The organism is Halomonas sp. SIMBA_159, from assembly GCF_046536035.1.
Lineage (GTDB): Bacteria > Pseudomonadota > Gammaproteobacteria > Pseudomonadales > Halomonadaceae > Vreelandella > Vreelandella venusta_A.
The window spans coordinates 1-240 of sequence record NZ_JAWJBT010001508.1 but is presented as its reverse complement, the minus strand read 5'-3'; the positions used below and the strand labels follow the sequence as shown (position 1 = coordinate 240).

The following is a 240-nucleotide window of genomic DNA, read 5'->3' as shown; positions in this document are numbered from 1 at the left end:
ACCACACCTTGCTGGAAACGGTTAAAACGGCTGGAAGAAGCGGGGATACTGAAGCGGCGGGTAGCTTTGCTGGATCCGGTCTAATTAGGCCTGTCATTCATTGCCTTTGTCCAGATAAAAACCAGCGATCATGCGCAGGACTGGTATCACCGTTTTGTCGCAACAGTGAGTGAATTTCCGGAAGTGATGGAGTTCTACCGCATGGCCGGAGAATACGACTACATGATGAAAGTTCAGATG

2 protein-coding genes are annotated in these 240 nt (G+C 49.6%); both read left to right on the top strand.

Features of this window, described 5'->3' with window-relative positions:
- On the top strand, positions 1-84 hold an 84-nt coding region (locus R0J87_RS24260), incomplete at its 5' end, for a winged helix-turn-helix transcriptional regulator (protein ID WP_498889605.1).
- A gap of 6 nt (positions 85-90) precedes the next feature.
- Positions 91-240, top strand: a 150-nt coding sequence (locus tag R0J87_RS24255; RefSeq protein ID WP_498889604.1) for an Lrp/AsnC family transcriptional regulator, incomplete at its 3' end; no start/stop codon positions are given.